The organism is Paracoccus sediminis, assembly GCF_900188295.1.
Taxonomy (GTDB): Bacteria; Pseudomonadota; Alphaproteobacteria; order Rhodobacterales; family Rhodobacteraceae; genus Paracoccus; species Paracoccus sediminis.
The window spans coordinates 99267-121659 of the sequence record NZ_FZNM01000001.1; the positions used below are offsets into that span (position 1 = coordinate 99267).

Annotated in this window: 24 protein-coding genes; 6 read left to right on the forward strand and 18 right to left on the reverse strand. The window is 68.9% G+C overall.

All coding sequences use genetic code 11. From position 1 onward, the window contains the following. Nucleotides 1–58 precede the first annotated feature (58 nt). Together serS and CHB77_RS00550 are read right to left on the reverse strand one after the other, a co-directional pair. Complete coding sequence (gene serS / locus CHB77_RS00545; RefSeq protein ID WP_089386235.1) at nt 59–1351, reverse strand: serine--tRNA ligase; 1293 nt, start codon at nt 1349–1351, stop codon at nt 59–61. Nucleotides 1352–1418: 67 nt separating this feature from the next. After that, complete coding sequence (locus tag CHB77_RS00550) at nt 1419–1766, reverse strand: thioredoxin domain-containing protein (RefSeq protein ID WP_089386236.1); 348 nt, start codon at nt 1764–1766, stop codon at nt 1419–1421. Nucleotides 1767–1830: 64 nt separating this feature from the next. Here CHB77_RS00550 and meaB point away from each other — a divergent pair, with 64 nt between their 5' ends. The 3 genes from meaB to rpmB all read left to right on the forward strand — a co-directional run bounded on the left by meaB (nt 1831) and on the right by rpmB (nt 4340). Next, a complete protein-coding gene (meaB, locus tag CHB77_RS00555) occupies nt 1831–2799 on the forward strand; it encodes a methylmalonyl Co-A mutase-associated GTPase MeaB (RefSeq protein WP_089386683.1) in 969 nt (322 codons plus the stop codon). A 50-nt stretch (nt 2800–2849) separates the two neighbouring features. Continuing rightward, nucleotides 2850–3914, forward strand: coding sequence for a bifunctional transcriptional activator/DNA repair enzyme AdaA (locus CHB77_RS00560; RefSeq protein ID WP_242626500.1), 1065 nt, complete (start codon nt 2850–2852; stop codon nt 3912–3914). A 138-nt stretch (nt 3915–4052) separates the two neighbouring features. Beyond that, complete coding sequence (rpmB, locus tag CHB77_RS00565) at nt 4053–4340, forward strand: 50S ribosomal protein L28 (protein WP_089386238.1); 288 nt, start codon at nt 4053–4055, stop codon at nt 4338–4340. A gap of 155 nt (nt 4341–4495) precedes the next feature. Here the strand turns inward: rpmB and CHB77_RS00570 are convergent, their stop codons facing one another. Next, the gene (locus tag CHB77_RS00570; protein WP_089386684.1) at nt 4496–6751 is read right to left on the reverse strand and encodes a heavy metal translocating P-type ATPase; all 2256 of its coding nucleotides are present in this window, start codon (nt 6749–6751) and stop codon (nt 4496–4498) included. Between the two features lie 399 nt (nt 6752–7150). On the opposite strand from CHB77_RS00570, the gene CHB77_RS00575 reads away from it, so the two are divergent. Further along, nucleotides 7151–7711, forward strand: coding sequence for a L,D-transpeptidase (locus tag CHB77_RS00575; protein WP_089386239.1), 561 nt, complete (start codon nt 7151–7153; stop codon nt 7709–7711). A gap of 1 nt (nt 7712) precedes the next feature. Continuing rightward, complete coding sequence (gene mnmH / locus CHB77_RS00580) at nt 7713–8762, forward strand: tRNA 2-selenouridine(34) synthase MnmH (protein ID WP_089386240.1); 1050 nt, start codon at nt 7713–7715, stop codon at nt 8760–8762. A 62-nt stretch (nt 8763–8824) separates the two neighbouring features. On the opposite strand, the gene CHB77_RS00585 is transcribed toward mnmH, so the two are convergent. The 10 genes from CHB77_RS00585 to CHB77_RS00630 all read right to left on the reverse strand — a co-directional run bounded on the left by CHB77_RS00585 (nt 8825) and on the right by CHB77_RS00630 (nt 17078). Then, on the reverse strand, nt 8825–9625 hold the full coding sequence (locus CHB77_RS00585) for a purine-nucleoside phosphorylase (RefSeq protein ID WP_089386241.1): 801 nt from the start codon (nt 9623–9625) through the stop codon (nt 8825–8827). After that, complete coding sequence (locus tag CHB77_RS00590) at nt 9609–10661, reverse strand: ABC transporter permease (RefSeq protein WP_089386242.1); 1053 nt, start codon at nt 10659–10661, stop codon at nt 9609–9611. The genes CHB77_RS00585 and CHB77_RS00590 overlap by 17 nt, the downstream gene beginning before the upstream one ends. After that, on the reverse strand, nt 10661–11758 hold the full coding sequence (locus CHB77_RS00595; protein ID WP_089386243.1) for an ABC transporter permease: 1098 nt from the start codon (nt 11756–11758) through the stop codon (nt 10661–10663). The genes CHB77_RS00590 and CHB77_RS00595 overlap by 1 nt, the downstream gene beginning before the upstream one ends. A 5-nt stretch (nt 11759–11763) precedes the next feature. After that, the gene (locus CHB77_RS00600; RefSeq protein WP_131023294.1) at nt 11764–12261 is read right to left on the reverse strand and encodes a hypothetical protein; all 498 of its coding nucleotides are present in this window, start codon (nt 12259–12261) and stop codon (nt 11764–11766) included. Between the two features lie 62 nt (nt 12262–12323). Beyond that, on the reverse strand, nt 12324–13937 hold the full coding sequence (locus CHB77_RS00605) for an ABC transporter ATP-binding protein (protein WP_089386245.1): 1614 nt from the start codon (nt 13935–13937) through the stop codon (nt 12324–12326). 1 nt (nt 13938) lies between these two features. Next, entirely contained in the window at nt 13939–14922 is a 984-nt protein-coding gene (locus tag CHB77_RS00610; protein WP_089386246.1) for a BMP family lipoprotein, read from the reverse strand. A 79-nt stretch (nt 14923–15001) separates the two neighbouring features. After that, on the reverse strand, nt 15002–15421 hold the full coding sequence (locus CHB77_RS00615; protein WP_089386247.1) for a GNAT family N-acetyltransferase: 420 nt from the start codon (nt 15419–15421) through the stop codon (nt 15002–15004). Beyond that, on the reverse strand, nt 15418–16005 hold the full coding sequence (tsaB, locus tag CHB77_RS00620) for a tRNA (adenosine(37)-N6)-threonylcarbamoyltransferase complex dimerization subunit type 1 TsaB (RefSeq protein WP_089386248.1): 588 nt from the start codon (nt 16003–16005) through the stop codon (nt 15418–15420). The genes CHB77_RS00615 and tsaB overlap by 4 nt, the downstream gene beginning before the upstream one ends. After that, nucleotides 15998–16555, reverse strand: coding sequence for a NifU family protein (locus tag CHB77_RS00625; protein WP_089386249.1), 558 nt, complete (start codon nt 16553–16555; stop codon nt 15998–16000). Before CHB77_RS00625 ends, tsaB begins: the two co-directional genes overlap by 8 nt. 67 nt (nt 16556–16622) lie before the next feature. Further along, complete coding sequence (locus CHB77_RS00630; RefSeq protein ID WP_089386250.1) at nt 16623–17078, reverse strand: universal stress protein; 456 nt, start codon at nt 17076–17078, stop codon at nt 16623–16625. A 153-nt stretch (nt 17079–17231) separates the two neighbouring features. On the opposite strand from CHB77_RS00630, the gene CHB77_RS00635 reads away from it, so the two are divergent. After that, on the forward strand, nt 17232–17975 hold the full coding sequence (locus CHB77_RS00635) for a sugar transferase (protein WP_423212864.1): 744 nt from the start codon (nt 17232–17234) through the stop codon (nt 17973–17975). On the opposite strand, the gene truA is transcribed toward CHB77_RS00635, so the two are convergent. From truA to CHB77_RS00660, 5 genes are all read right to left on the reverse strand, one after another. Next, on the reverse strand, nt 17972–18751 hold the full coding sequence (gene truA, locus CHB77_RS00640) for a tRNA pseudouridine(38-40) synthase TruA (RefSeq protein WP_089386251.1): 780 nt from the start codon (nt 18749–18751) through the stop codon (nt 17972–17974). The genes CHB77_RS00635 and truA overlap by 4 nt on opposite strands. Nucleotides 18752–18757: 6 nt before the next feature. Beyond that, nucleotides 18758–19720, reverse strand: a complete 963-nt coding sequence (locus tag CHB77_RS00645) for a 5-bromo-4-chloroindolyl phosphate hydrolysis family protein (RefSeq protein WP_089386252.1) — start codon at nt 19718–19720, stop codon at nt 18758–18760. A gap of 156 nt (nt 19721–19876) precedes the next feature. Then, complete coding sequence (lpxK, locus tag CHB77_RS00650; RefSeq protein WP_089386253.1) at nt 19877–20863, reverse strand: tetraacyldisaccharide 4'-kinase; 987 nt, start codon at nt 20861–20863, stop codon at nt 19877–19879. Next, complete coding sequence (locus tag CHB77_RS00655) at nt 20860–22023, reverse strand: 3-deoxy-D-manno-octulosonic acid transferase (protein ID WP_089386254.1); 1164 nt, start codon at nt 22021–22023, stop codon at nt 20860–20862. The genes lpxK and CHB77_RS00655 overlap by 4 nt, the downstream gene beginning before the upstream one ends. 29 nt (nt 22024–22052) lie before the next feature. Then, nucleotides 22053–22304 carry a DUF4170 domain-containing protein gene (locus CHB77_RS00660; RefSeq protein ID WP_089386255.1) on the reverse strand — a complete coding sequence of 84 codons (252 nt, stop codon included), beginning with the start codon at nt 22302–22304 and terminating at the stop codon, nt 22053–22055. Nucleotides 22305–22393: the final 89 nt, after the last annotated feature.

Here is a 22393-nt window from a genome sequence, read left to right on the forward strand (position 1 = left end):
GGTCGGAACCCCGGTTTCTGACCAATATGCCACACAGGGAAATTTTGGGGGGCGCGGGTCAGGCCAGCCTGCCGTCCGCCCCCAGCATCGCCGCCCCGCCCAGATAGGGATGCAGCGCGGCGGGCAGGGCCACCGACCCATCCGCCTGCTGGCCGTTTTCCAGAACCGCGATCAGCGCGCGCCCCACGGCCAGGCCCGATCCGTTCAATGTATGGACGAATTCTGGCTTGCCGGTGACGCTAGACCTGTATCGCGCGTTCATCCGCCGCGCCTGGAAATCGCCGCAGTAACTGACGCTGCTGATTTCCCGATAGCGGTTCTGGCCCGGCAGCCAGACCTCGATGTCATGGGTGATGCGCGCGCCGAACCCCATGTCGCCCGTGCACAGGACGATCGTGCGATAGGGCAGGTCCAGGGCCTCCAGCACCGCCTCGGCGCAGCGGGTCATGCGGTCGTGTTCGGCCAGGCCGGTGTCGGCGTCGGTGATCGACACCATCTCGACCTTTTCGAACTGGTGCTGGCGCAGCATCCCGGTGGTGTCGCGGCCCGCGCTGCCGGCCTCGGACCGGAAGCATTGGCTGTGGGCGACCATGCGGCGGGGCAGGCTGGCGTGATCGACCAGATCGCCGTGGACGGTGTTGGTCAGCGTCACCTCGGACGTGGGGATCAGCCAGTAGCCTTCGCGGGTCCGATAGCTGTCCTCGCCGAATTTCGGCAATTGCCCGGTGCCGACCATCATGTCTTCCAGCACCAGAACCGGGGTCCAGGTTTCCTGAAGGCCGTGTGTCGTCACATGCAGATCCAGCATGAACTGCGCCAAGGCGCGGTGCAGGCGGGCCACGCCGCCCTTCAGCACGACAAAGCGGCTGCCCGACAGTTTCGCGGCGGTTTCGAAATCCATGCCGGGGCGGACGCCCGCGATCTCGAAATGCTCGACGGGATCAAAGTCGAAGTTGCGCGGGCTGCCGTGGCGGCGCAGCTCGACGTTGTCGGCCTCATCCCGGCCGTCCGGAACGCTGTCCAGCGGCAGGTTCGGAATCTCCATCAGCAGGTCGCGCAACCGGCCGTCCAGCAAGGACGCCTCGGCCTGCAACTTGGTCACATCGGATTTCTTTTCGGCCACCAGGGCGCGCAGGCGGTCGAATTCCGCATCGTCGCCACGGGCCTTGGCGGCGCCCACGTCCTTGCTGGCGCGGTTCTGGTCGGCTTGCGCGGTCTCGGCCGCGACGATCCGGGCGCGGCGGTCGGCGTCCAGCGACAGGATGCGGTCCGACATCGGCGCAAGCCCGCGCCGCGACAAGGCGGCATCGAAGGCTGCGGGGTTTTCCCGGATGGCACGAATGTCATGCATGGTCGTCACCGTCGTCTGAAAGCACTGGCCGTTGACTAGCCGATGCGCAGGCCATCGGAAAGCCCGCTTAGTGGGCCTGGTCCAGCAACGCGGACAGGGCGGGATAGAATTGCCGGGCCGTCATGTGGCCTTCCAGGCGCCCGATTTCGGTTCCGCTGTCCAGCAGGATGAAGGTCGGCGTGACGAAGGGCCGCCGCGCAAGGACCAGCCCGTCGGGCCAGGGGCCATAGATGTCCACCCGCTGCAACGGCGCGGCCTGTCCCTGTTCGGATGCGCCATAGCCCGGCCCGATGTTGCGGTTCCAGGCGACGCAATAGACGCAGCCGTTCTTTTCCACCATCAGCAGCCGCAGCGGTCCCGCACTGGCGGGCAGAACGGTCAGGGCCAGGACAAGGGCGGCAAGGGCGCGAATCATGGCGCGATCATCCGGCCCCGGCGGCGGCTTGGCAATCGCCGTCCGGCCCCCTATCCCTGCGGTCATGGACGAGCTTCTGGAACCGTTGACCGCAGGAAACCGCCGCGCCCTGTCGCGGGCGATCACCCTGATCGAATCGACCCGGTCCGATCACCGCGCCCGCGCCGTGGCCCTGCTGGCGGATCTGCCGGACCGGCAGGCGCTGCGGATCGGGCTGTCCGGCACCCCCGGCGTCGGAAAGTCCACCTTCATCGAGGCGTTCGGGACGATGCTGACCGACCAGGGCCTGCGCGTGGCGGTTCTGGCGGTGGATCCCTCGTCCGCGCGGTCGGGCGGGTCGATCCTGGGCGACAAGACGCGGATGGAAACGCTGGCCCGCAACCCCCTGGCCTTCATCCGCCCCACGCCGTCCAGCGCCCAGCTTGGCGGCGTGGCGCGGCGCACGCGCGAGGCGATCCGGCTGTGCGAGGCCGCGGGCTTCGACGTGGTGCTGATCGAAACCGTGGGCGTCGGCCAGTCCGAGACGATCGTAGCCGAGATGTGCGACCTGTTCGTGCTGCTGCTCGCCCCGGCGGGGGGCGACGAATTGCAGGGCGTCAAGCGCGGCATCATGGAAATGGCCGACCTGATCCTGGTCAACAAGGCGGACGGCGACCTGCTGGGCACCGCCCGCCGCACGGTCGCCGACTACGCGGGCGCATTGCGGCTGCTGCGCAAGCGCCCGCAGGATCCCGACGGCTTTCCCAAGGCGCTGCCGGTGTCCGCCGTCACGGGGGACGGGCTGGCCGGGGCCTGGGGTCAGATGCAGGCACTGGCCGACTGGCGGCGCCACGGGGGGCATTTCGCGGCCAACCGCGCGGAACAGGCGCGGCAGTGGTTTCTGGCCGATGTGCGCGCAGGCTTGCTGGCGCGGCTGGACACGCCCGCCGCCCGCGGCCGGCTGGCCCGGCTGGGAACGGCCGTGGCGAATGGCTCCACCCCCCCGGCCGAGGCCGCGCGCGACATGCTGGACTGGCTGTCCCGGCAGAAATAAACGCCCGATTTCGCGGCCCATGAGGCAGGCGAATCGGTTAGGGTCGTGGCATGAAGAAGGTGAGTGCCATGCTGGATCTGCCCGACGACGATATCCTTTACGCTGCCCTGCTGGCGCGCGATCCCGCCTGGGAAGGCCGCGCCCTGGTCGGCGTCACGACCACCGGCATCTTCTGCCGCCTGACCTGTCCGGCGCGCAAGCCGCTGGCCCGGAACTGCCGCTGGTTCGCGTCAGCGGATGCGGCGCGGGCGGCGGGCTTTCGCCCCTGCCGCCGCTGCCACCCGCTTGGCGCCACGGCGGACGGTGATCCCCTGGTGCGCGACCTGCTGGCCCGGCTGGACGAACGCCCGGATCACCGCTGGTCGGAATCCGACCTGCTGGCGCTGGGCCATGATCCCTCGACCGTGCGCCGCGCCTTCCAGCGGCATTTCGGCCAAAGCTTCCTGGACATGGCCCGCGCGGCCCGGTTGCGCGGGGCCGTGGCCAGCCTGACGAAAGGATCGCCGATGATCGAGGCGCAACTGGATGCGGGATTCGATTCGGCCTCGGGGTTCCGGGGGGCCTTCGCCCGGCTGTTCGGGCATCCCCCGCATCGGATGCGGCAGGGATCCGACCTGCGGGCCGACTGGATCGACACCCCGCTGGGCGGCATGATCGCCATTGCCGACGACCAGGCGCTGCACCTGCTGGAATTCATCGACCGCAAGGCCCTGCCCGACGGGCTGCGCCGCCTGTCCGCGCATGTGGGCGGACGGGTGGGCTTGGGCCGCACGCCGGTCCATGACCTGACCGAGACGCGGCTTGCCGCCTATTTCGCGGGAAACGCGCCGCTGTTGCAGGTGCCGGTAAGGCTGCACGGCACGCCGTTCCAGCATCAGGTCTGGCAAGCCCTGCAAACGATCCCGGCCGGGCAGACACGCAGCTATGCCCAGCTTGCCCATGCCATCGGCCGTCCCGCGGCGACCCGCGCCGTGGCCCGCGCCAATGCCACGAACCGCATTGCCCTGGTGGTGCCGTGTCATCGGGTGATCGGCGCGGACGGCACCCTGACCGGCTATGCGGGCGGGCTGTGGCGCAAGGAACGGCTGATCGCCATCGAACGGGGCTATGCCTGATTCCGGGTTGACGGGGGTTCCGGGTTCCATTAGGGACGCGCAAACGGAATTCCGGGCGCTGCCTCGCGGCGCCTTTTCACATTGGGCCGGAACCCTTTGCCGGGACCGCCCGCATAGCAAAGACGAAGGATCAGCACCATGTCGCGCGTCTGCGAACTGACCGGCAAAGGCCCGATGTCCGGCAACAATGTCAGCCACGCCAACAACAAGACCCGTCGCCGGTTCCTGCCGAACCTGAACGAGGTCACGCTGCTGTCGGAAAAGCTGAACCGCGGCTATTCGCTGCGCATCTCGGCGGCGGCGCTGCGGTCGGTCGATCATCGCGGCGGCCTGGATGCGTTCCTGTCCAAGGCGAACGACGCGGACCTGTCGGACCGCGCGCTGAAGATCAAGCGCGAACTGTCCAAGGCGGACGTTCAGGCCTGATCCAGCACCGGCTTTGCCATGCAGCCTCGTCGTTCCCGCGGCGGGGCTTTCGTATGTCCGCGCGGGGCCGTGCCGGGTATCGCCAGGACGGATCGCGGCGGCTGCCCGCCGCAGGATCGCCCCGGATCCTGGACGGGCGGCAACCCCGCGCGCCATCAGCGCATCGCCCGCAGCCGCAGGGCGTTGCCCACGACGGACACCGACGACAGCGCCATGGCCCCGGCCCCCAGCATCGGCGACAGCTGCGGTCCGCCAAAAGGCACCAGAACGCCCATGGCGACCGGAATCAGCGCGGCGTTATAGGCAAAGGCCCAGAACAGGTTCTGCCGGATGTTGCGCATCACCGCCCGCGACAGCCGGATGGCGCGGACCACCCCCGACAGGTCGCCTGACATCAGCACCAGATCGGCCGATTCGATGGCGATGCTGGTGCCCGTGCCGATGGCGATGCCGGTTTCGGCTGCGGCAAGGGCCGGGGCGTCGTTGATGCCGTCGCCCACGAAAACCGATCCCGCGCCCATTCCTTTGATGGCCGCCAGCTTGTCGCCGGGCAGCAGGCCGCCCTGCATGTCGTCGATGCCCAGGTGCCGACCCACCGCCTGCGCCGCGGCCGCAACGTCGCCCGACAGCAAGGCCGTCCGCAGCCCCATGCGGTGCAGGGCCGCGACCGTGTCGGCCGCCTCGGGGCGGATCGGATCCGCCAGGGCAAAGGTTGCGGCATGGCGGCCGTCCACGGCAAGATGGACCGGCGTTTCCCCCCGGCCCGCCGCTCTGTCCGCCACATCGCGCAGCGCGGGCGACGGCGGGATGCCGGATTCGGTCAGCGCGGCGAGGTTGCCGATCAGCAACCGGCGCCCATCGACCACCCCGGACAGCCCGCGTCCTGCGGTGGCCTGCACCTCGGTCGCCGGGGGCAGGTCCACCCCCTGTTCGGCGGCGCCCGCGACGATGGCCGCGCCAAGCGGATGTTCGGACCGGGCCTCGGCCCCGGCCGCAAGGCGCAGGGCGTCCCGCTCGGTGATGCCGTCGGTGTGGATCGCCAGCAGGGCGGGATGGCCCTGGGTCAGCGTGCCCGTCTTGTCAAAGCCGATCAGCCGGGCGTTCGACAGGCGCTGCAACGCCTCGCCCCGGCGGAACAGGACGCCCATCTGCGCGCCGCGCCCGGCGCCGACCATGATCGACACCGGCACAGCCAGGCCCATCGCGCAGGGGCAGGCGATAATCAGCACCGCGACCGCCGCCACGACCGCATGGGCCAGATCCGGGCCAAAGGCCAGCCACAGCAGGAATGTCAGCACGGCAAGCCCGATCACCACGGGGACGAAGACGCGGGTGATGCGGTCCACCACATCCTGCACCGGCAGACGGGCGTTCTGGGCCCCTTCGACCATCCGCACGATCCGCGACAAGGTGGTGTCAGCCCCCGTCGCCGTCACGCGATAGGTCAGCGCGGCCGTTCCGTTCACCGTCCCCCCCGTGACCGGATCGCCGGGCGATTTGGCGGCGGGGACCGGCTCTCCGGTCAGCATGGATTCGTCGATATGGCCCTGGCCTTCGGTGACGATTCCATCAAGGGCGACGCGTTCGCCCGGCGCCAGCAGCACCAGATCGCCCGGCGCCAGGTCGGCCACGGCCAGGCGCGCGGGCTTGCCGTCGCGCAGGACGGTGGCCTGGTCGGGCGCCAGTTCGATCAGCGCGCGGATCGCGGCGCCGGCCTGGCCCTTGGCGCGCGCCTCGAGCCAGCGCCCCATCAGAATCAGGGTGACGATGACTGCCGCCGCTTCGAAATAAACCTGGCGAGATCCGGGCGGGATCAGGTCGGGCAGCAGCACCACGACCGCCGAAAACAGGAACGCCGCCCCGGACCCAAGCGCCACGAGGCTGTTCATCTCGGGGCCGCCGCGCAGAAGGGCGGGAATGCCGGACGCAAAGAACCCCCGCCCCGGCCCGGCCAGGATAAGCGCGGTCAGGATCATCTGCATCCACAGAATCGGCCCGGCGCCGAACAGGCCCAGCAGCCAGTGATGAAAGCCGGGGAACAGGTGGCCACCCATTTCCGCCACAAAAACCGGCAGTGTCAGGGCCAAGGCGGTCAGGAAGGCGCGTTTCTGGGACAGGGCATCGTCATGCCGTGGCTCCGGGACCGTGTCGGGGCGTACGGCGGCGGCGGGATAGCCCAGCTTCGTGACGATCCCGGCAAGGTCGTCCGGGGACAGATCGGGTCCGTGGCGCACCTGGGCGGTTCCGGCCATCAGGTTGACCGAAGCCTCGGCCACGTCGGGACGGACGGACAGCGCCCGCGTGATGCGGCTGGAACAGGCCGCGCAGCTCATCCCTTCGATGGCAAGCTGGGTGACAGTTAGGTTCGGGTGGTCGCCCCCAAGGGGCAGGTCAGTGGAGTGTACGGTCATGGCGGTTTCCTGCATTCATGCGAAAGGGTGCAACGAAGGTCAGGAAACGGGGCGGCGCCTGGGGGCGCGTCGGCGCCTGCCGGGGAAACAGGGCGGCGATCAGGGCGCGGGGGTCGGTGCGCGGGGCGTGACGGGGACGGGCCACCACCGGGCGCGCATCCCGGTGACAGCGGCAGGCGCGATCCCCGCGTCCGCGGCACAGATGGGCGGGCCGCCGCGGGGGGCGGCGCCGGGTCTGGCAGCAGGGAGGCTGAACGGGAACCATATCCGTCAGATGTGGCCAGACCGCCGTGGCGTCAAGGGCCAGCGCCGCGCAAACAGCGTCGTGAGTTGCCATGGGGGGCCTTTCTCCGTTATGGGAAGGCCAGAGCAGAAGAACACGAGATTGACAGGATTGCCATGAATCGCCGTGAGATGATGTCGCTGGCAGTGCCGATACTGGCCGCCGCCTATTTCGCCCCCTCGCTGGCTTTCGCGCAGGATGCCGCCCGCGATCCCTATGCCCCGACCGAGGTCGCCATCCGCAACGATTTCGAGGTGGGCAGCATCGTCGTGGTCAGCAAGGACTTTTTCCTGTATCACGTCATCGCGCCGGGCCGGGCGGTTCGTTACGGCGTCGCCGTGGGCACGGCGGAGCTGGTCTGGAAAGGCCGCGCCACCATCGGCCGCAAAGTCGAATGGCCCAGCTGGACCCCGACGCCCGACATGATGAAGCGCAACCCCGGCCAGTACGGAAAATGGGCCAACGGGATGCCGGGCGGTCCGCAGAACCCGTTGGGCGCGCGGGCGCTGTATCTGTATAACGCCCAGGGCCAGGACACCGCGATCCGCATCCACGGCACCACGGAACCGAATTCGATCGGCCGCGCCGTGTCGAACGGCTGTCTGCGAATGCGCAACGAGGCGGTGATGGGGCTGTTCGATCAGGTGCCCCTGGGAACGCCGGTTTACGTCTATTGACTTGGCGCTGCCGCTGACCCGTGTGGCGGATCCCGCGTTCGCGGGATTCGACGACATCATCGACGTGCGATCGCCTTCGGAATACGCCGAGGATCACCTGCCCGGCGCCATCAACCTGCCGGTGCTGGACGATATCGAACGGGCGCGCGTCGGGACCATCTACAGGCAGGTATCCCCCTTCGATGCCCGCAAGATCGGCGGCGCCATGGTCGCCGCCAATGCCGCGCGCCACATCGCCGGCGCTTTGGCGGACCGGGATGGAGGCTGGCGCGGGCTGATCTATTGCTGGCGGGGCGGGCAGCGGTCGGGCAGCTTTGCCACGATCCTGTCGCAGATCGGCTGGCGGGTGGCGCGGATCGACGGCGGCTACAAGGCGTGGCGCGCGCTTGTGGTGGACCGGGTGCAGAACCGGCCCGTGTCCGCGCCGGTGATCGTGCTGGACGGCAACACCGGCAGCGGCAAGACCGCGATCCTGGCGCGGCTGGCCGCGCGGGGCTGGCAGGTGATCGACCTGGAAGCACTGGCCAACCATCGCGGCAGCCTGTTCGGCGGGCGCCGCCAGGGACAGCCCAGCCAGAAGCTGTTCGAGGGGCGGCTGGCGATTGCCCTTGAAAGGCTGGATCCCGCCCGCCCGGTGGTGGTCGAGGCCGAAAGCAGCCGCATTGGCGCGCTGACGGTGCCCAAGGCCATGTGGCAGGCGATCTGCGCAGCGCCCCGGCTGCGGCTTGACGTGCCGATCGCGGCGCGCGCGGCATTCACCGCCGCAAGCTATGACGACATGGTGGACGATCCGGGGCGGGTCGAGGCGATCCTCGCGGCCCTGGCCCCGTTGCATCCCGGCGACCGCATCGCGGGCTGGCAGGCCTTGACGGCGTCCCGCGACTGGCGGGGACTGGCCGAGGGGCTGCTGCGCGATCATTACGATCCGCGCTATCTGAAACACCGGCTGCGCTATGCCGCGGGGGAACGCGCGGTCGTGCCCCTGGACGATCTGCGCGACCTGGATGCGGCGTCCGCGCGGGTCGAGGCGGCCTTGGCGCGCCTCGCCTGACACCGTTGTTCGCATGGCACGGGCCGGAGCCTCCGGCGGGGATATTTGGGTAAAGAAGACGCTCAGACGTCGCGCAGGAAGCGGCGCAGGATGCGTTCCAGTTTCGCGGCGCCCAACGGGGCCATGGCCTTGGTATGATCGTGGCTGATCGCCTCGTCGGACAGTCCCGCGCCCATGTTGGTGATGACGGATATGGCGGCGCAGCGGATGTTCAGGAACCGGGCCAGGATGATTTCGGGCACGGTGGACATGCCCACGGCATCGGCGCCCAGGATGCGCGCGGCACGGATCTCGGCCGGGGTTTCAAAACTTGGGCCGGAGAACCAGCAATAGACGCCGCCGGGCAGGTCGATGCCCTCAGCCCCCGCGGCAGCCGACAGGGCCGACCGCATGGCGGCGTCATGGGCGTCGGTCATGGGAACGAAGCGGGCGTCGGTCGGCTCTCCGATCAGGGGATTGGTGCCAGCAAAGGCGATGTGATCGTCCAGCAGCATCAGTCCGCCCGGCGGGATGTCGGGGCGCAGCGACCCGGCGGCATTGGTCAGGATCAGCCGGTCGCAGCCCAGCGCGGCCAGCGTTTCCAGCGGCAGCCGCATCGCATCGGCGCGCCCCGATTCATAGTAATGGGACCGGCCGCCGAACACGGCAACGCGGCGGCCTTCCAGCTGGCCGATGACCAGCTGCGGCACATGGCCCGACACGCCCGCATGGGGAAAGCCCGGCAGGTCGTCATAGGGGATCGCCACGCCGTCCACGGTGCCCGACAAGTGGCCCAGGCCCGACCCCAGGATCAACCCGTAGTCCGGCGCCCTATCGCCCGCGCGGTCGCGGATCAGGTGGGCGAGATCACCGCTCCTTGACATAGGGTTCTCCTCCGGCGCGGGGCGGGATGGCGCGGCCGACGAAGCCCGCCAGGATGATGACCGTCAGGATATAGGGCAGCGCGCTCATGAACATCGACGGCACCGTGACGATGCCCAGGTCCAGGTTCGGATAGCGATTGGCGACGGCCTCCAACAGGCCGAACAGGAAGGTCGCGCCAAGCGCCCCCCAGGGCCGCCATTTCGCGAAGATCAGCGCAGCCAGGGCGATGAAGCCGCGTCCGGCGGTCATCTCCTTGACGAAACCCGCCGACAGACCGGTCGCAAGATAAGCCCCCGCCAGCCCGCAGAGCAGCCCGGCGATCGCCACGGCGGCGAAACGCAGGCGCGTCACGGACACCCCCGCCGTATCGACCGAGGCCGGATTTTCGCCCACCGCCCGCAACCGCAGCCCGAAGCGGGTGCGATACAGGATCCACCAGGTCAGCGGCACCATCGCGAAGGCCACATAGACCAGGATCGAATGGCCCGAGATCACATCAGCATAAAGGGGACCGACGACCGGAACCGGACGCAGGGTTTCGGCCAGCGGCAGGGTGATGTCAGTCAGGCGCGGGGCAGCAGCCAGCCAGCCCGCCGTGTCCGGCCCCGTGATTCCCGACAGCCAGCCCCGAAAGGGCGCCGTTTGCGTGTCCAGTTCCGCGCCCGGCGTCAGGCTGGGGGTGCGTCCGCCCAGGCCGAAGATCTTCTGGCCCAGCAGCACCGTCAGCCCGGAGGCAAGGAAATTGATGGCCACGCCCGAGATCAGCTGGTTTCCCCGAAAGGTGATCGAGGCAAGGCCGTGGACCGCCGACAGCATCAGCGACCCCAGCAGCCCCGCGACAAGGCCCAGCCAGACGTTCCCGGTCAGCGCGGCCACCGTGGCGGCGCTGAACGCGGCCATGAGCATCTTGCCTTCCAGCCCGATGTCGAACACCCCGGCGCGTTCGGAATACAGCCCGGCCAGGCAGGCCAGCAGCAGGGGCGTCATCAGCCGCACCGCGCTGTCGAGAATCTGGAGGATGGTGTTCAGGTCCATCAGGCCTTCCTCCGGCCGCGCATCGCCATGAAAATCCGTTCCAGCGGCACCCGCACCATGTTGTCCAGGGCGCCGGTGAACAGGATCACAAGCGCCTGGATGACGATAATCAGTTCGCGCGGAATGCTGGTCCACAGCGCCAGTTCGCCCCCGCCCTGATACAAAAACCCGAACAGCAGCGCCGCCAGGAACACGCCCAGCGGGTGGTTGCGGCCCATCAGCGCCACCGCGATGCCGATGAAGCCCGCGCCCTCGACCGCGTTCAGGACCAGACGCTCGGCCTCGCCCATGACGCTGTTGATGGCCATCAGGCCTGCCAGCCCGCCGGACATCAGCATGGCGATGACGGTGATGCGGACCGGGTTGATGCCCGCATACAGCGCGGCCGGTTCGGATTTGCCGAAGGCCCGGATCTCGAATCCCAGGCGGGACCGCCAGATCAGCAGCCAGACCAGGACGCAGGCGATCACGGCCACGAAAAAGCTGACGTTGACGGGGGTGTTCCTGCCCCATTCAAAGCCAAGGGACAGCGCCATGTCCGACAGCTTGGGCAGCTGCGTGGTTTCGGGAAAGCGGCCGGATGCCGGATCCATGCTGCCCACCGGGCGCAGCAGGTTCACCAGGATATAGTTCAGCGCGGCGGCGGCGATGAAATTGAACATGATCGTGGTGATGACGATGTGGCTGCCGCGCCTTGCCTGAAGCCAGGCCGGGATCAGCGCCCAGGCCGCGCCGAACGCTGCGGCCCCGATCATGGCGGCGGGCAGGGCAAGCGCCCAGTGGGGCAGGGGCAGGGACAGCAGCACCAGGGCCACGCCCAGCCCGCCCATCGCCGCCTGGCCCTCGCCGCCGATGTTGAACAGGCTGGCGTGATAGGCGACCATCACCGCAAGCCCGGTGAAGATGAAGTTCGTGGCGTAATACAGCGTGAATCCCCAGCCATAGCTGGACCCCAGCGCGCCGTCGATCATGGTGGCCAGCGCCTCGACCGGGCTTTCGCCGATGGCCAGGATCACCAGCGCCGAAATGCCCATGGCCAGCACCAGTGAGATCAGCGGCGTCAGCAGAACATCGGCCCATTTCGGCATCTTCTCCATGATCGTCAACCTTTCATGCCGTCGCACAGCGACAGAAACTTGCGGGCATCGGCGATCTGGTCCCAACTGACCGCATCGCCGTTCCCGGCCATGCGCGCCATGGTGCGGGCACGAGGCACGATGCCGTTCGCGCCGGGATAGCCGCGCACGGCCAGCAGGTTCTCCTCGGCCCGCGTCTTGCCCTGGCGCGCCTCGCCCGTGCAGCGGCTGCCGTCGGGCAGGGTGGCGAAGGCGATGGCGACGCGGCCCGTCACCTGGGGCGCGGTTTGCGCCCCGGCGGGCACCTGCACCGGGGCCTGGTCGGCGCAGGCGGTGCCCTGGACGGTCGTCACGCAGCTTGCGGCGAAATCGTTGCGGTAATCGGACCCCCCGACGGGATCGGCCACGGCCCAACTGCCGTCCTGGTTGCGTGCGCGGGTCAGGGCGCGGGCCTCGGCCGCCATCACCAGGCGGTCGGGGGCGTCCCCGCCCGGCCAGATGTCCAGCCGGGGAATCTGGGGCATGGGAACGGCGCTGCAACTTGCAGCCAGCAAAAGAAACGAAAGGCAGGCCATGCGGGCAGGCATTATCGGGATTCTCGGAAAAGGCCCTGGGTCGGTGGATTTGCGGCGGCGTCGACGCCCGCCATCAGCAGGCCCAGATCGCCGGTGGTGGCGTCGCCGGGCAAGCGTTCGCCCATGATGCGGCCGTCGAACATCACGGCAATGCGGTCCGACAGCGACAGGATTTCGTCCAGTTCGACGGAAACCAGCAGGATCGCCTTGCCCGCGTCGCGCAATTCCACGATCCGCCTGTGGATGAACTCGATGGCGCCGATGTCCACGCCGCGCGTGGGCTGGCCGATCAGCAGCAGGTCGGGATTGCGCTCGATTTCGCGGGCCACGACGATCTTTTGCTGGTTGCCGCCGGAAAAATTGCGCGCGGCCAGATCGCAGGTCGGAGGGCGCACGTCGAACCGTTTGATCTTGGCCTCGGCGTCGCGACGGATCGCGTCGCGGTCCATCAGCAGGCCGCGACCGTATTCCGGGGCGTCGTGGTATCCGAAGGCCACGTTCTCCCAGGCGGCAAAATCCATGATGAGACCCTCGACCTGCCGATCCTCGGGGATATGGCCGATGCCCTGACGGCGACGTTCCGCGGCATTGCAGGCCGCCCCGGCCACGGGCACGGGGGCGCCGTTCATTCGTATCGCGCCGGATATCGCGCTGCCCTTTTCGGGGTATCCGCCCAGGATCTCCAGCAGTTGCGTCTGGCCGTTGCCGCTGACGCCTGCGATGCCCAAGATTTCGCCCGCGCGGATGTCCAGATCGATGCCGCGCAGACGTTCCACGCCATCCCCGTCAACCATTCGGAGGCCGCGCACCTCGAGGATCGGCCGGCCGGGCCGGGCCGGGGCCTTTTGCACGTTCAGCAGCACCTTGCGCCCCACCATCAGTTCGGCCAGCTGTTCGGGCGAGGTTTCGGCGGTGCTGACCGATGCCACCATCTCGCCGCGGCGCATCACCGACACGGTGTCGGTGATCTCCATGATCTCGCGCAGCTTGTGGGTAATCAGGATGATCGTCTTGCCCTCGGCCCGCAGGCCTTCCAGGATGCGGAACAGGTGGTCGGCCTCGGCCGGGGTCAGAACGCCGGTCGGCTCGTCCAGGATCAGGATGTCGGCCTGGCGGTACAGCGCCTTGAGGATCTCGACCCGCTGCTGGTGGCCGACCGACAGATCCTCGACCGTCTCGTCGGGATCGACGTTCAGTTCGTAATCCCGCGCCAGTTGCCCCAGCACGCCGCGCGCCTTGGACAGTGACGGGCGCAGCAGGCGCCCGTCCTCGGCGCCCAGGATGATGTTTTCCAGCACGGTGAAGTTCTGCACCAGCTTGAAATGCTGGAACACCATGCCGATGCCGGCGCGGATCGCGGTCTGGCTGTCGGCGATGGTCAGGGGCCGGCCACCCACCAGGATCTCGCCCGCGTCGGGTTTGTAAAAGCCGTACAGGATCGACATCAGCGTGGACTTGCCCGCGCCGTTTTCGCCGATGATGCCGTGGATCGTGCCCTTTTCGACGCGCAGGTCGATGTCGCGGTTGGCCTGCACGGGGCCGAAGGCCTTGGAAATGCCGCGCAGTTCGATGGCCGCAGGGGCGGCCGTGGCCGGCCGCCCCCTTGTTTGCGCCCCTGGGGTCATGTCACTGGACCGGGCAGGTGTTGTCGGTCATATAATCATGAACCATCGTCTCGCCCGAGACGATCCTGGCCCGCGCGTCGTCCACGGCGGCCTGCATGTCCGGGGTAATCAGCGGCTTGTTGTTGTCGTCGATGGCGACGTCCACACCTTCGGCCTTGAGGTCCATGATCTTGACGCCCGGCTGCACGCCGTTGGTGAAGGCGTCATAGACCGCGTTGTCCACGCGTTTCACCATGGATGTCAGCACCTTGCCCGGATGCAGATGGTTCTGGTTGCTGTCCACGCCGACCGACAGGATGCCGCCGTCCGCCGCCGCTTGCAGGATGCCGATGCCGGTGCCCCCGGCGGCGGCATAGATCACGTCGGCGCCCTGGCTGATCTGCGCCTTGGCCAGCTCGCCGCCCTTGACCGGATCGTTCCAGGCGGCGGGGGTCGTGCCGGTATAGTTGATGAGGACCGTGCCGTCGGGCTTGGCGGCCTTGAAGCCCTGGGCAAAGCCGCATTCGAACTTGCGGATCAGCGGAATGTCCATGCCGCCGATGAATCCCACCGTGCCCGACTGCGACGCCATCGCCGCCATGATCCCGGCCAGATAGCTGCCCTGTTCCTCGGTGAAGACGACCGATTGCACGTTGGGCTGTTCCACAACCATGTCGATGATGGCGAATTTGGTGTCGGGGTAATCGGGGGCCACCTGGTTCAGCACGTCGCCAAAGGCGAAGCCGGTCATGACGATGGGGTTGGCGCCGGTTTCGGCCAGACGGCGCAGGGCCTGTTCGCGCTGCGCCTCGGACTGCATCTCCAGTTCCTTGTAGGTGCCGCCGGTTTCCTCGGCCCAGCGTTGCGCGCCCATGAAGGCGGCCTCGTTGAAGGACTTGTCGAACTTGCCGCCAAGGTCGAAGATCAGCGCCGGTTCGGCCAGCGCGGCGGCGCCCGTCAGGGCCGTCAGCGCCACACCCGCAAGCAGCGATTTCGTGGGGGACATAAGTAAACCTCATCCTGTTGTTGCGGGCGATTCAAGCCGCCCGCCGATGGCGCGATTAGGGCGCATCGGCCCTTGGCGGTCAACCGCCTTGTTGGCCGGGTTGCAGGGGCAGGGCCATCACGACGGCGTCCAGATCGGCACCGTAATAGCGCCGCCTGCGCCCCGCGTGTTGCCAGCCTGCCGCACGATAAAGGGCCTGCGCGGGGATGTTGTCGGCCGCGACCTCCAGAAAGGCGCGCAAGGCCCCCCGCCTGCGTGACGTGGCGGCAAAGTCGTCGACCAGATCGCGTCCGATGCCCTGGCGGCGGGCATCGGGCGCAACGGCCAGGGTCAGCAGTTCGGCCTGGTCCGCGACGGCGCGGCCCAGCAGGAAGCCGCGCGGCCGGGACAGAGCAAAGACATGGGGGCTATCCAGGAGGCTGGCGAATTCGGCGCTGTTCCATGGGCGGGGATGGGTGAAGCAGCGCGCGTGCAGCGCGGCAAGCTGGCCGGGTGTCATGGCAGGATCAGCGGCGGGGCATCGCGCGCGGGCGCCGCATCGGCAGGGCGCAGGTACAGCGGCGCCGGGCGCGGGCCGGGATCGGCGCGGCGGGACAGGGCGATGCGCGCAATCGCCACGGCGGGCGGAACCACGGGCGCCGACGGCGCGGGGCCTGGCGGCAGCGAACCGGCCGTGGCCTGGCGCGGCTGGCTTTGGTCGGGGCCGAAATCCTGCCAGACGATCTGATCGGCGCGCAGCGGCAGCACGACCCGGCAGGGGCGGGGCAGGCCGAAGGCGGCGGCCTCGGTCGCGGTCACACCGACCGCCGGAATGTCCAGCGACAGCGCCAGACCGCGTGCCGCCGCGACCGCGATGCGGATGCCGGTGAAATTGCCCGGCCCGATGCCGGTGCCGATCACGTCCAGATCGCGCCAGCCAAGGCCCGCGGCGGACAGAAGCGATTGCAGCAGCGGGAACAGGCGTTCCGTCTGGCCCTTGGACATGTCCTCGGACGCCTGCGCCAGGACGGTCTCGCCCCGCAGCAAAGCGGCCGCGCACTGCGCGGCCGATGTGTCGAAGCCAAGGGCAAGAGGGTCAGGCAACCGGCCGGACCTCGACCACCTCGGGGATGTAATGGCGCAGCAGGTTCTCGATCCCCATCTTCAGGGTCAGGGTCGATGACGGGCAGCCCGCGCAGGCCCCCTGCATGTGCAGATAGACCACGCCCCGGTCGAAGCCGTGGAAGGTGATGTCGCCGCCGTCCTGCGCCACGGCGGGGCGGACGCGGGTGTCCAGCAGTTCCTTGATCTGGACCACGATGTCGGAATCGGGTCCGTCGTGGCTGGCATGGCCCGACTGGTCCGCCGTGCCTTCGACCGATGGGGCGCCGGACTGGAAATGTTCCATGATCGCGCCCAGGATCGACGGCTTGAGATGATCCCACGGCTGGTCGTCGGCCTTGGTCACGGTCACGAAGTCGCGGCCCAGGAACACGCCGCTGACCCCGCCCACCGCGAAGATGCGGCTGGCCAGGGGGGATTTGGACGCCGTGTCGGCCGCGGGAAAATCCGCCGTGCCGCTGTCCAGAACGGTTTCGCCGGGCAGGAATTTCAGCGTCGCGGGGTTCGGGGTGGTTTCGGTCTGGATGAACATGGGCCGGACTCCTTTGGATGGGATATGGCGACGGCGGGCCTGTGGGTCAAGCGTTGCGCAAGGGGTGTCAGGTGATCGCCTCCAGCCGTTCCTTGGAAATGTCGGCGGGCACCAGCGTGATCGGGCAGGGCAGCGTTGCCGCATCGCGCAGCAGCCGCGTCAGCAGCGGGTTCTGAACGGACTTGTCGGAATTCAGGCCGATGGCGACGATGCCCACCTCGGGGTCGTCGTTCAGATGGGCCAGCAACTGTTCGGCCGGGTCGCCCTCGCGGATGACCAGTTCGGGTTCCACCTTGGGGCGCATCCGCATCCATTTAGCGAACACCTCGAAATGCGCCTCGATCCGTTCATAGGCCTCGGCGCGCATCACCTCGGCCACGCCGAAGCCGTGCTGGATCTCGTTCGGGGGGATCACCGCCAGCACCGTGACCGCGCCGCCGGAATTCGACGCGCGCATGGCGGCAAAGCGCATGGCGTTCAGGCTTTCCCGGCTGTCGTCCAGCATGACAAGAAATTTCCGCATCCGCCGCCCTTGATTTGCCCCTGCCGTGCCGACAGTGGCCCCTTTGCCATGGTGGCGCAAGTCATTCGGCGGATCGGCGCCGGGCCGGTTTCCATGCCAGCGTCGATATGCTACCGGGGCACAAAAGAACGAGTTGTTGGCAGGGCAGGCATCGTGACAATCCACCACGACTGGGACAAGACGGGGCCGGCGCGCCTGGCCGTGCCGGAAACAGCCTGGTTCGTGGTCGATGCCTATCACCAGATCAGCAAGCCGTCGCCCCGCCGCAAACGGCTGTTCGACATCGCCCTGGCGGTCATCCTTCTGGTGCCGCTGTCGATCCTGATGGGGGTTGTGGCCTGCCTGGTGCTGATCCAGCAGGGCCGGCCGGTCTTCTACAAGGCACAGCGGATGCGCGCGCCGGGCGAATCCTTCACGCAGCTGAAGTTCCGCACCATGATCGGCGAGGACGAGGATTCCGGCGCGACCGGCGCGCACAAGCACTGGCGCATCACGCCGCTGGGCCATGTCCTGCGCCGCACCCGGATCGACGAACTGCCGCAACTGTTCAACATCCTGCGCGGCGACATGAGCTTTGTCGGTCCCCGTCCGCCCCTGCGCGAATATGTGGAACGTTTTCCGGCCATCTATTCGCAGGTGCTGAAAAGCCGTCCCGGCGTGACCGGGCTGGCAACGCTGATCTATCATCGGCACGAGGACCGCATCCTTGCCCGCTGCAAAAGCGCCGAGGCCACCGAGCTGGCCTATTACCGGCGCTGCCTGCCCGCCAAGCTGAAGATCGACCTGATCTATCAACGCCACCGCGACCTGCGGCTGGATTTGTGGATCATGTGGAACACGCTGAAGATCGTGCTGGGATACAAGGACGAACGGCCCCGCCGCAGGGGCCGCGCCTAGCCCCCGAACGGATCCCGCGGATAGTCCACGCCGCACAGATACAGTCCATGCGGCGGGCAGACCGGCCCGCATTGCGCCCGGTCGCGCGCGGCCAGGGCCGAGGCAACCCGTTCCGGCGCCCAGGATCCGGCACCCACGCGTTCCAGCGTTCCGACGATGGAACGGACCTGATTGTGCAGGAACGACCGCGCCCGCAGGTGAAAGCGGAACTCCTGCCCCTGGGGGACCGCTATCTCCTCGATGCGGATCGCGTCCAGCGTCTTGACCGGGCTTGCCGACTGGCACATCGCCGACCGGAAGGTGGTGAAATCGTGCCGCCCGACCAGATGCGCCGCCGCCCGGCGCATGGCGCCTGCGTCCAGGGGATGCGGCACCTGCCAGACCAGGCCCCGGTCATGGGTCGCGGGCGCGCGGCGGGCCAGCAGGCGGAACAGATAGCGCCGTTCGGTCGCCGAAAACCGGGCGTGGAACTGGGCATCCACCCGTGCCGCAGCCAGCACCGCCACCGGCGCGGGTTTGAGGTGAAAGTTCAGCGCCTCGGCCAGCCGGAAGGGATCCCAGTCGCGCGCCAGATCGCCATGGGCCACCTGGGCGGTCGCATGGACGCCCGCATCGGTCCGCCCCGCCGCCGCGATCCGCGCGCCCGCCGCAAAGCCCCGATCAAGGCGCGCCAAAGCCGATTCGACTGCGCCTTGCACCGACGGATGGTCGGCCTGCGCCTGCCATCCGGCAAAGGGGCGCCCGTCATATTCGATCTTCAACGCGAAACGCGGCATTGCCGGTCAGCGCGCCTTGTCCCGGCCGGGCGTCAGAAGGCCGTCCAGAAAGCGCGCCGTTTCCGTGCGCGGCGCATCCAGTCGACCTGGTTCATCGGACCGTACGCCCTCGCGGGCCAGGCGGTCGCGCAGGACCGAAATTTCGATGTCCAGATCGGTCCGATCGCCTTCCAGCAACCGCTGCGACTTGGCGCTGAAATCCTGTTCCAGATCGTCCAGGAAGGTTTCATAGGATGTCCGGGTCGCGGGATCCCGGGTCTGGCGGTAAAGGTCGGCGAACTTGACCGTCGCGTCCCGCGCGCCGACCAGATAGACCCCCATGTACCGCCGCGCCGCCGACAGATCGCCGGGATTGCTGCGCACCCGGTCGAACAGCTCCTCGACCGTGGCGGCGAAACGGTCGACCCGCGCATCCAGCCAGCGGTCGCCCGCGCGGCGGATCGCGTCGCGCATCTGGGCCAGGTGGGTTTCGGCCTCGTCGATCATCTTCTGGGCGCGGTCCTGCTGGAAGCCGTCGGTGCCCGCCATGCCCTTGTCGCGCATCGGATCGGACCCGAAGGCCAGCCAGTGCAGCACCAGCCCGGTCACGCCCACGGCGCCCGCGCCCATCAGGCTGCCCGGTTCCGCCACGCCGACGCCCAGTCCAAGCCCGGCCAGCACGCCGCCGAACAGCTTGCGCGGAATGGCCGGGCGGCGCGCGACGCGCCGCACCTCATAGGCCGCCTCGGCCGCCAGGCCCTGGCCGGTCATCCACATGGCGCCCGCGATCATGCCGAAGGCCGCAAGGTTGCCCGCCATCCCGGTCGGATCCTGAAAGAACGCCCCGAACAACAGCGGCACCGCCGCCAGCGTGACATATTTGGGGCGTCCCGCCAGCCGATGCCGGATCGGTGCGACCGGAACCGGGTTCAGGTTGCCGTCCTGCCGCCGCATATCGGGGGAAAACCGCCCGCCAAAACGTTGCGCCATGCCCTAGCCCGCCCCGACCGAGGCATAAAGCGTCACAAGCACCAGCAGATAGAAGCTGAGCCTTTGGATGGCCTTTCGCGACATGCCCGTCCTTTCCATGGCGGCCGAACCGGCCTTTCCCGTCCTATATCGGGATTGGTGCGCCGTTTGCAAAGATCAGCCTTGCGGAAACAGCTGGTTCAGCGCGTGGTCAAGAGGCGCCGGATCCTCCAGCGCCAACCGCACCGGCAGGGTCAGCACCTTGGGGCGGAAAGACCGGGGCATCCGGGCCGCGTCCTTTTCCGTGGTGACAAGCTGGGCGCCGGTCAACCGCGATTCCGTTTCCAGCCGGGACAGCAGGGCCGGGGTGAAGGGCTGGTGATCCTCCAGCGCCTCGGCCCGGACCAGATCGGCGCCCAGACCGCGCAGGGTGGCGAAGAATTTTTCCGGGTGGCCGATGCCCGCAAAGGCCAGGATGCGATGGCCGCGCCAATCCAGGCCGGTCTGCAAGGGCGCCAGACGACCGCGCAGATGGGGCGGCGCTGTCAAGGGGACGTCAAGGCGGGCCTGGGAATCCGGCGGACCGATGGACAGCAGCAGGTCGGCGCGGGCCAGGCCGACGGCCACGGGTTCGCGCAGCGGCCCGGCGGGGATGCACAGGCCGTTTCCGAACCCCTTGGCCGCATCGACCACGACCAGCGACAGGTCGTGGGCCAGCGCCGGATCCTGAAAGCCGTCGTCCAGGATGATCGCCCCCGCCCCGGCATCCGCCGCCGCCCGCGCGCCCGCAAGGCGGTCCTTGGCAACCCAGACCGGTCCAAAGGCCGCCATCAGCAAAGGCTCGTCCCCGGTCAGGGTGGCGTCATGGCGCGCCTCGTCGACGCGCAGCGGCCCGTTGGCGCTGCCGCCATAGCCGCGCGAGACGACATGGGCCGCGATGCCCCGCGATTGCAGCTCCTGTTGCAGGTGGATGACCGTCGGCGTCTTGCCGGTGCCGCCCGCGTTCAGGTTGCCCACGCAGATCACCGGCAGGCCGACCCGCGCCCGCGCGCCGTTCGCCAGCCGCCGGGCCGTGGCGCGGGCATAGGCCATTCCCAACGGCGACAGCAGCCGCGCGGCCAGGGCCGGGGGGCGCCGATACCAGAAAGGGGGCGCGCGGTTCATGGCCTGGGCTTTCCGATGGCGTCCAGGACCGGCGCGCAGATCCGCATGGTCACGTCTGCGCCGCCTGTGCTGACGGTCCAGGCGTTGCTGGCCAGCGTCGCGATCAGGTCGGGCTGGGACAGTTCGGCGATGGCCGTCGCCAGTTCGTCGGGGCTGCCGACCTGACGGGCCGCGCCCGCGCCGCCAAGCTGTTGCCATTCGGTCGCAAAGCGTTCGGTGCGCGGGCCGTGGACGATGGCCGATCCCAGGGCCGCCGGTTCGAACGGGTGACGGGCCGCCGCATCGTCGCCCGACAGCGTGCCGCCCAGATAGGTGACGGGGGCCAGGCGATACCACAGCCCCATCTCGGTTGGGCCGTCGGTCAGCATGACGTGAACATCGTCGGTCGGATCCTCGTCCAGGGACCGCCGCGCGACGACAAGGCCGCCGGATTCGATCCGGGCGGCCAGGGGATCGATGCGGTCGGGATCGCGGGGCGCCAGGAACAGCAGCGCCCGGTGGGACTGCGCCAGGGCGGCCAGATGGGCGTCCAGCACGGCGTCCTCCTCGTCCGGGGGGACGGATGCGGCAAGCCAGGCGTGACGGCCGCGCAGCAGCCCCGCCATGATGCTGCGCTCGGCCTCGGAACAGGGCAGGGGATCGCGAATCTCGGCCACCGGCCCGGTCATGGCGACGCGCTTGCGGCCCGCGCCCATGCGCAGGGCGATTGCCTGGCTGGCGGGGTCGGTCACAAGGATCGCCCGCGCCTGGCGCAGCAGCTCGCGCCGCCGGCGGGCGTGCAGCGACCAGCCCGCATCGTCGGGGGCAAAGCGCGCCTCGGCCAGGATCACCGGCACCTCGTGGCGGCTTGCGGCGGAAATCAGCACGGGCGGCAGGTCGGACCCCAGCAGCAGCAGCGCGGCTGGATCGGCCCGCATCAGCGCATTGGCGGCCTGGGGGCCGGGATCGCCCGGATCCAGGATGCGCAGATCGGGCCGGGCGCGCATCAGCCGACGCTGGACCTGCGCAAAGGCTAGCCGCGCATCGGCCGCGACATGCACCAGCAGCAGCGGGCCCGGACCTTGCGGGATCTCTGGCGCGGGGGGGCTGTCCTGCCCCGCCATCCGCCGAAGCTGCATCCACAGCCCCAGGCGCCCGATACCCCATCCGCCCTTGCCCATGGCCGTGCCGTTTATCCGGGTCCGGGCGATCAGCCCTTGACCTTGGGGTCATCGGACGCGCCGGCGGGGGTTTCCTCGTCATGCAGGCGGTGCAGGTGGGCGATGAAATAGCGGGTGTGGGCGCTGTCCACAGTCCGCTGCGCCTCGGCCTTCCAGGCGGCATGGGCGGCCTGATAGTTCGGAAAGATCCCGACCACGTGGATCCGGTCGGCGTCGCGGAACTCGGTTCCCTGCGGGTCGGTCAGTTCGCCCCCGAAGACAAGGTGCAGACGCTGGCTCATGAAGGTCTCCGTCGATGGCGGTTCGCCCGGATCCTAGCCTGCGAACGTCAGGAGATGAAGCGGCAACCCGCACCACTGCGGCCGGAATG